Origin of the sequence: uncultured Acetobacterium sp. (assembly GCF_927416815.1) — a bacterium.
Taxonomy (GTDB): Bacteria; Bacillota; Clostridia; order Eubacteriales; family Eubacteriaceae; genus Acetobacterium.
In genome coordinates, this window is the sequence record NZ_CAKMJU010000095.1 from 1 (window position 1) to 8,538 (window position 8,538).

At 43.9% G+C, this 8,538-nt stretch carries 6 protein-coding genes and 2 pseudogenes; 4 read left to right on the plus strand and 4 right to left on the minus strand.

The window, feature by feature from the left end:
• Positions 1 to 124: 124 nt before the first annotated feature.
• From QZ998_RS12815 to QZ998_RS12830, 4 genes and pseudogenes are all read right to left on the minus strand, one after another.
• A pseudogene (locus QZ998_RS12815) lies at positions 125 to 598 on the minus strand (transposase); the annotation flags it as partial.
• Between the two features lie 100 nt (positions 599 to 698).
• Positions 699 to 929, minus strand: coding sequence for a hypothetical protein (locus QZ998_RS12820; protein WP_296561179.1), 231 nt, complete (start codon positions 927 to 929; stop codon positions 699 to 701).
• 17 nt (positions 930 to 946) lie between these two features.
• Positions 947 to 2,677, minus strand: coding sequence for a transposase (locus QZ998_RS12825; RefSeq protein WP_366512452.1), 1,731 nt, complete (start codon positions 2,675 to 2,677; stop codon positions 947 to 949).
• A 134-nt stretch (positions 2,678 to 2,811) separates the two neighbouring features.
• Positions 2,812 to 3,819, minus strand: a pseudogene (locus QZ998_RS12830) (transposase); the annotation flags it as partial.
• A 267-nt stretch (positions 3,820 to 4,086) separates the two neighbouring features.
• Here QZ998_RS12830 and QZ998_RS12835 point away from each other — a divergent pair.
• The 4 genes from QZ998_RS12835 (at position 4,087) to QZ998_RS12850 (ending at position 8,468) form a co-directional block, all read left to right on the plus strand.
• Positions 4,087 to 5,124, plus strand: a complete 1,038-nt coding sequence (locus tag QZ998_RS12835) for an extracellular solute-binding protein (protein WP_296561180.1) — start codon at positions 4,087 to 4,089, stop codon at positions 5,122 to 5,124.
• Between the two features lie 12 nt (positions 5,125 to 5,136).
• Positions 5,137 to 6,717: a hypothetical protein gene (locus QZ998_RS12840; protein WP_296561182.1), complete on the plus strand. Its 1,581-nt coding sequence runs from the start codon at positions 5,137 to 5,139 to the stop codon at positions 6,715 to 6,717.
• Complete coding sequence (locus QZ998_RS12845) at positions 6,710 to 7,732, plus strand: two-component regulator propeller domain-containing protein (RefSeq protein WP_296561184.1); 1,023 nt, start codon at positions 6,710 to 6,712, stop codon at positions 7,730 to 7,732. Before QZ998_RS12840 ends, QZ998_RS12845 begins: the two co-directional genes overlap by 8 nt.
• Before the next feature lie 91 nt (positions 7,733 to 7,823).
• Entirely contained in the window at positions 7,824 to 8,468 is a 645-nt protein-coding gene (locus QZ998_RS12850) for an ABC transporter ATP-binding protein (protein WP_296561188.1), read from the plus strand.
• Positions 8,469 to 8,538: the final 70 nt, after the last annotated feature.

Here is an 8,538-nt window from a genome sequence, read left to right on the forward strand (position 1 = left end):
AACCGTCCGGGACCTGTGAAAAAGGCCTGTTTTTTTGCCTGGTTCATAAAATTCGGGAGAATTATTTTCAGAATACAAAATGAATTCTAAATCTGACGAACATTTCAAAAAAACAGGAAGATTTTGCGGTCATGATGGCCGCTATTCTTTTTAAATTAACTGCAATGGCTGCCAGTTTCGCCTGTTTGGACATCGAAACCAGACCGTAGCTTTTCGCCCGGCCGAGTCCATGGAATCGTTTGAGCTCCGCATTTTTCCCTTCAATGCTGGCTCTTTTCTTATACTTCTCTTTGAATTCATCGGTTTTCTGACTTTGGGAGATTTCATAAAATTCCAGTGTGTTGATCCCAATATTCAGAATTTTGCGGGCCGACTTTTTGGCACATTGATCATGTTTCGGACAGCTTTTGCAAATTTTCACGTCGAAGTAATAATTATGTCCTTCCTGAAAGCCACTTTTACAGTCTTTGCGCTTCCGCTTATAGTATTTCCGACTGACCGTCTGATTTCCCTGGCTACAGAACCATTGATCCGAATCTTTGTTATAGGCGAATTCGCTTTCATCAATGCGATAGGCAGAACCACTGACGGGTATATAGTGTGAACTTCCTGAAATTTTCCGACTAAATAGCTGCAGTCCGATCTGTCATTAGCATCTCGGGCTGATTTTTTTAGACCTAATTTGAGACTGTTAGTGTTTATTCATCTTGGATGTCTTTCTGATTCAAAAAGAGAAGGATCTCCTCATATGATTTACTGCTTTTCATGATCGATGCTACGAGTTCATCTCGCTTAAGTGCATCCCTCTTATCCATTAGATCGCCAAGTTTAGCGACTGCTGCGTCATACTTCTGTTTTGTTTTGACGACGTCCATTTGTGCTTTTTCAATCTTTTGTTCAAATGATTCGATTCCTGCCGTTCTTGCCATCTACTTTTCCTCCTGATTTATTTCTGTTTTATTACTTTGCGATCGATCTGTTCACTGATTTCAACTGCCTCATCTTTTATCGATGCTGCATCCATACCGAATGCTCTCAGTATGGTTTTCTGTACAGCCGTTACGGCATGATCAAGTCGATAGACATTATCCAGTTGCCTGACCATCTCGATCTTTTCAAGTTCTTTTATAGCCGCCGGAACAGTCATGTAGTTTGGATTTTTATCAAGGTTATTGCGTTCATCCTTAAGGCATGTATAGATCTTATTTCGGATGATCAAGGCAATAAATTCGATGAATATTTTTGCGGATGCTGATTCATTCGTATAAACTCTGAGGCTCTTGTTCCCCAAATACGACTTGTCTCCCCGAAATAGCTTTTCGGATGCGTCTCGACTCTTGTACAGGTTGATCGCTTCTTTTGCGGTCATTTTTTCTGATGTGACAATAACAAAGTATCCGCATAAATCCATCTCACGTTCAATCACACCAGCTTTTTCGATGGGGAACATGAAGGTTTTCTTTTCTTCGTTATAATAAAGTTCAAAATAGCGCTCAAATCCTGAACCAAACTCCTTGACTGTATTCGAAGATTTTTTCAGATACTTTGTCATTTGTTCGATCTTTGATTCAATCGCTTCTCTTTCGGCACTTTCCTTCCAACTGCTGTGAAAAATATGAAAATATCTGTCTTTCTCATCCGTTACATACAACTTTTTCTTCACGGTCATCCCATAAACGCGATATTCGCTTATGTTGTGTATCCGCTTGCTTTCAAAATTTCCTTTATTTTCAAGGATCAACTGATTCACAAAGGCGGACATCCCTTTTACCATGATCACGAAACTATAACCGCATTGATCCATGTACGCGATATTTCCTTTGCTGAAATAGCCACGATCCAGAATAAATCCGACCTTCTTATAGCCATAACCTTTAGCCCGTTCAATCATGAACTGCAGCTGGGAAACATCGTTGATGCTCCCTGGATACGTCTCATAAAACAGTGGCTCTCTGTTCTTCGTGTCATAGGCGAGGGCATAGTTGAAGATTGGAAGACCGGTATCGACCTTTGCCTTACCATATTCAACCATCTCAATCTCTCCGGCTTGACAGTTCTTGTTTGTGGAATCATAAGAAAAATAGATCTTCTCCCGGTGATTCCGCTTTTCATTCCAATCATTTAGGAAACCGATGCTTTGATTCTCGGTAATTGAACTGAGAAAATCAGATACCTTCGAGTCGCTATAGATCCGCATTTCTGGTGTGAACAGCGGATGATTGTATGCATAATCCGGATAGTACTGACCAGCATTGTTCTCTGAAATGATTGAGTAAGCTGCCAAATCAAGAAACAGGCTCAAATCTTTTTCTTCAAAATACGTACTGAGAATCTCGGGAATCCCGTAGTCATTGATAATCTTTCTGATCACACTATATGCGCCAATCCGAAGACAACTACTTCTTAACGTTCGATCTTTTTCTTCAGGAAGTTCTGCATCAGGAAAGTACTTTAGAAAGTTCTGATTGGGTTGCATCATCACGGGATCGGTTTTAGATTGCTTGCCAATTGTTGCTCGTTTGGCAATGGTATATTGCTTCTCTGGATCATAAACCCGATTGTATTCATATTCAATATAGGTGGATTCTCGCTTTTTTCTCCGGGTGATCTTGCCTGCTACATCTGGTGTTTTTACTAGAAAATCGAGGTACATAACGGATCCTTTCTTTAGTTGCATTTCCGACTAAATATAGTATAACATCACACACGCTTTTTTGCAATAGAAGACATAAAAAAAGCCCAATTTCTGGGCTTTTTTTAGAAAATCTCTATTTGTTATTTAATCGAGTCGGAAAATTTATAGGAAGTTCACATATAGGCTTCAGCCTCCATTGCGTCAATCTTTTCGAGAATTGATTTTCTGAAATAGGCTTTGTCTCCGTAAAACTCAGTGATTGTTAATCCACTTGACAGGGTATCGCCTAGCAGTTCTTTAATCAGGCTACCATCCACGTAAGCGCCGTTCGCGGTTCGTACAGCAGTGATAATTCGCTGGTCGGTGGTCATAATAAACTCAACCTTGTAACCAAAGAAGTTGGAGGTTTTGCTTTTTCGACCGACCCGGGCATCCTCATCGATCAGTGAACGAATGCCGGTCTGGTTCATAAATTTAGGTTCCTCCAGAATTTCTTTTGCTTTTTCAATTATCTGGCTAGTTTCCGGGGTTTCCAGAGTTGAGCTGCTTTCGGCTATTTCGATCACTGTTTCCAGGTAGTCTTTCATGACCTTTTTGGCCTCTTTATGATCGCTGATTTCCTGGTAGTCAGGCACTTCCGGTAAATTTTCCAGTGATTCTTTCGTTTCTTCCTGATAGCTTTTTATGATCTTTCTGGCCAGGTGCTTCATTAATCGTTCTGGTGTTTTTTTGATGGTATTGGCTTCCACATGGGTGGCGTCAATACTCACACTTTCTTTCTTGAGAATTCCTTTTTCCACACATTGTCGGACAATTTCGATAATGATCTCATCCAGCATCTGTTCGCCCAGTTTCAGTTTTCTGAATTTTGATAGCAGACTTCGTTCAGGCAAGGTATCTTCGGGATTGACGTCCAGAAAATAGAGATAAGTCAGATTAAAACTGGCTTCCTCAATCACTTTTTCATCGGAAAGATCGTAGATATGCTGTAGAAATAGCAGCTTACACATCAATTCCGGTTCTTTGGCGGGACGTCCAAAATTTACGCAGTAGCTATCTTTCAACAATTCATTGATGAAGCTGAAATCAACAGCGTTTTTTATTTGTTTCAGGATATGATTCTCCGGGATTTTATTGTATAATAAACGATGGAATGATGATTGTTTTGATTGTTGTCGAAGCATGATTTTTCCCCCTGTCTGGTTGGTTTTGTTTGCACTTATATTATACCAGACAGGGTTATTTTTTTGCTCATTTTTATAAAATTTTCTCTTTTATTCACTTAATCTCGTCACATTTTCATTCAATCACTGGATCTTTTCATGCTGAGCTGATTTAGCTAATTTTTTTGACTTTTTCACAGGTCCCGAACCGTCCCCTTGTGCGCCCTATGGTTAAAAAACAAATCTTTTCAGAAAAATGCGAAAATATCAACTGATGGGAGATGAAGGATGAATAAGGTTTTTAGGTTTTTATTGATAGTATTAGTGGTTATGACAATGACTGGTTTTCTCGGCGGATGTAGAGAGTCGGCCGAAAAAAGCAAGGGCCAAGTGGTCGTCTACACCTCGGTTGATCAAGTTTACTCGGAAAAGGTGCTAAGAGATTTTGAACAGTCTACCGGCATCAAGGTTAAAGCCGTTTATGATATTGAAGCCAATAAGACCGTCGGTTTGGCCAATCGGCTAATTGAAGAAATGCCATCACCGCAGGCCGATGTGTTCTGGAATGGTGAAATTCTACAGACCATTGCATTAAAAGAACAAGGTGTTTTTGAAGCGGTAGATTTGACTGCGGCAGCCAATCTGCCGGCTAATTTTGTCGATCCGGATAAATGCTGGTTTGGATTTGGCGGTCGAGCGCGGGTTTATTTTTACAATCAGACCCTGGTTAAAGCACCAGACTGCCCGCAGACGATGCAGGCGATCCCAACTTCTGAAATTGTTGAAAAAACAGGAATGGCTTATCCCATTTTTGGCACCACCAATACCGAGGCGGCGGTTTTGTATGCTTATTGGGGCGAAGCTGCAGCGAGAAATTATTATCAATCGTTAAAAGCGGCCGGTATCCAGGTGGTTGATGGCAACAGCGTCGTTAAAGATTTTGTCAGCCAGAAAAAATTGACCGCCGGACTCACCGATACCGATGATGCCTTGTCGGAAATGAAAAAAAATGCTGATCTGCAAATTATCCTCCTGGATCAGGGAGCCGACCAAATGGGTGCCCTGGTGATCCCCAATTCGGTCGCGCGGATTAAGGATGGCCCGAATCCTGATAATGCGACGGTTTTGATGAATTACCTGCTATCGGCAGAAACAGAACAAGCCCTGGTTGATGATGGCTGGATTCATATCCCGGTTCATCAAGTGGTTGAACCATCAGCGGAAATTGACGCCGCCCAAATAAAAATCATGGCAGTGGATTTTAATCAGGCCTACGCAATGCTCCAACAAGCCACCAAAGACATGTCTGAGATTTTCGCCCGGTAGCAGGTAAGATAGGTGAATCTTTCAGCTTTGAAGAAGTTTATTACAGTGGTTACCGTTACCATTTTTATAATGGCAACAGTTGCACCTATTTTCGTCTTATCCTGGGGATTTATCGAGGCTCTATTCAAGCAGCAGGAGGCGCTTCGTTTCACCTTTAATTTACCTTTGTTTTTTCAAAGTTTTGGAATGACCTTATTATCAGCGGTCATTTCAACGGCTTGTGGCTTTTTGGTGGCGGTGGGGATATCGATGACGCTACCAGCCTATGCTGCGAAGATCGGTTTGATTAGTTTTGCCCTGATTCTACTACCAGCTTTTATTCATGTCCAGTCCTGGATTTTTTTTATGGATAGCCTGGCCAACAGCATCAATGGACTGATCGGGACAACTTTTAATTTTAACAGTTATTTTGCGGTTGTCCTAACGCAGACCTTTTCAGCGCTGCCGCTTCCGGCCGGCTTGATCATCCTGGCGCTTGCTGCTATTCCTCTTGAGATCCAAAGTATGGTGAAACTGGATCGCCCCGATGCGAAGGCTTTTTTTAGCATCTATTTCCCTTTTTTATTACCTGCGATCAGCTTAAGTACGATCCTGGTTTTTTTGCTTAACATTAATGATTATGGCATTTCTTCAGTTTTTGGCGTCAATAGTTATGCCCTAGATCTTTTTGCACAGTTTTCCTCGGGAATGAGTGTTTTTGGGGTTTTCTTTAATGGCTTGCCGCTGATGATCTTAAGCATCGCAGCTCTGGCGATCCTGGCCAGGGCGATTCTGAAAATGGATTTTTCACTGGGAACCAGCTCATCAGAAAATCCCTTTGCACAATCGAAATTACTGCGTGCCCTGGCTGTTCCGGGGCTGATTATCGCAGGATTTTATATTTTTATCCCCTTATCCAATCTTATTCTAAAGACCATGGCCAGCAGTGATATCGCGGGGCTATTAGCGGCTGCGATGCCAGAGATTGTCTATGGTATATCGGTGAGCGGCTTGGCGGCGGTGATCAGTCTGATTCCAGCGATTTTTTTTGCGGGGATATTTTATAAATCGTTTCAATATAAATCTTCCAATTATAAAGCGGTTTGCGGATATTTGATTTTAGCATTAGCGGCGCTTCCTTTTCTGATTCCCGCACCAGTGCTGGGATTATCCTTGATCCGGATGTGGAATACAGAGTTACTTGGGGCTATTTATACTAGTCCGCTAATGCCGGTGATTGGTCTTGTGGCTAAGTACGCTTTTATTGAAGCGTTGATTTTGTCGATCGCTTTTGCGGCGCTGGACCCCAACTATTTTGAAAACATCCAGGTGCATTGGCCGGGATTTAAAAAGGCGATTGGTTGTTTACTGCACTTGATCGGCCGCCAGTGCCTTGCGGCGATGCTGATTGTCATTGCCTTATCGATGGGCGAGTTTGGGGTCAGCTTGCTGATTATGCCGCCAGGCTATCAAACCCTGACGATTAAGATTTACAATTATCTCCACTATGGGGCATCCGATGTGGTGGCGATCCTTTGTCTGTTTATGGTCTTGCTAATGGTGCTGGTGACAATGGCAATCTTTGGGCTTTTAAGTGGTGGGAAAAATGAATAAATCGATCATTAAATCGTTGTTGCTGGTGATTTCGGTACTGATTGTCGGGGTCACTCTGGCCATCACGGTGCTAGAGCTGCTTCGTAGTGCCGAGGCCGATCGTCCCAAAGCTGGGTTTGACAGTATCCTTGCTAGTAAGGATATCTGTGCCATCGGTTATGATGGCACGACTATTTTTGCAGCTGGAGCCGGGGGGATTTTCCGGATCAATCCGGTAACGCTGGAAAGTCAAGAACTGGGTGATTTTAGCTATGTGCGTTGCCTATACGCTAGCGAAGCTGGTCTCTGGGCGGGAACTGACACCGGTCTTTATCATATTGTGGGTGACCAGATCATCCGATATACAACAAGAGATGGGCTTCCCGATGATCGGGTTTTAGCGATTGAGGCGCTCGATAATAATCAGCTTTGGCTGGGTACCTGGGGCGGCGCCGTTGAAATTGCGCTGGCGGAGGCTGGCGAGATCCGGGTTATCACCGCTTACACGAGTCAAAATGGTTTACTGACTGATAATGTCAATGTGATCAATCAAGATAGCGGTGGCGGGCTCTGGTTTGGTTCCTATGTGGCACCCCGGGGTGGTATCAGTGTGCTGTTGGCTAACGGCGAGTGGCAGCATTTTACCACCGAAAATGGGCTGCTCCATGGCAATATCACCGCAATTCTCAAGCGCCGCGATGATACCGTCGTCGTTGGCGCCGGCTTACACCGCTATGGCGGGGCAACGGTTTTTACTCAGACTGATGGAAAATGGCAGCCCCTGAATAGCCTGACAAAAGCGGACGGTCTGGCAGGCGAAAAGGTGCGCTCACTTTATGAAGACAAAAAAGGCCGGCTTTGGATTGGGTCAGAATACGATGGGCTGGTGATCATTGATGGTCAAACGATCACAAAACTGACGAGTGAAACCGGGCTGGTTCATAATGAGGTCAAGGTTATCACCCAAGATCAGGCGGGGAATTATTGGATTGGGACCCTGAGTGGACTAACACGAATTGATGGGGGGGTGGTCTAAGATGGTTCAAAGGGATCAAATCGAACTAAAAAATATTAGCAAACACTATCATAAAGGTCAGCCGGCGGCGGTTGAGTAGATTAATCTGACCATTAAATACGGCGAATCGGTGGTGCTGGTGGGACCCTCTGGCTCCGGAAAAACGACGATCCTTAAAATGATTGCCGGTTTATCAGAGGCCAGCGCTGGTGTGCTGCTGCTTGATGGCAAAGATGCCCGTTTGCTGCCAGCCTGGGAGCGGGGCATTGGGATGGTTTTTCAGAATGGCGGGCTCTATCCGCATTTGACGGTTTATCAGAATATCATCTTTGGGTTGGATCGTTTTCTGGCTGATAAAAACAAGCTTGCTGAAGAAGTCGAAAAAACCGCCACGCTACTGGGAATTTCGGAATTGCTCGAGCGCAAACCGGGGGAACTTTCAGGTGGACAGCGACAGCGGGCAGCGATTGGCCGGGCGATCATCCGCAAACCCAAGATTCTGCTGATGGATGAGCCGCTCGCTAATCTCGACCCCGGCTTAAGACGACAGTTGCGCGATGAGCTAATGGCGCTAAAAAACCGGCTAGACCTCACCTGTATCTATGTCACCCACGACCAGACCGAGGCGATGACGATGGGTGATCGGGTGGTGCTCTTAAATAGGGGTTATGTTAAGCTTTACATAACAAGGGCAAGATCGAAAAATTTAATCATTTCGTCAATGCCTTTATGGCTGAAGCCAAAGCTGCCAAAATAAAAACCCTGGAGGCATTAAACCATCTTTGGCGGGTCTGGTTGGAAGCCTATTACCATGATAAACCCCATGA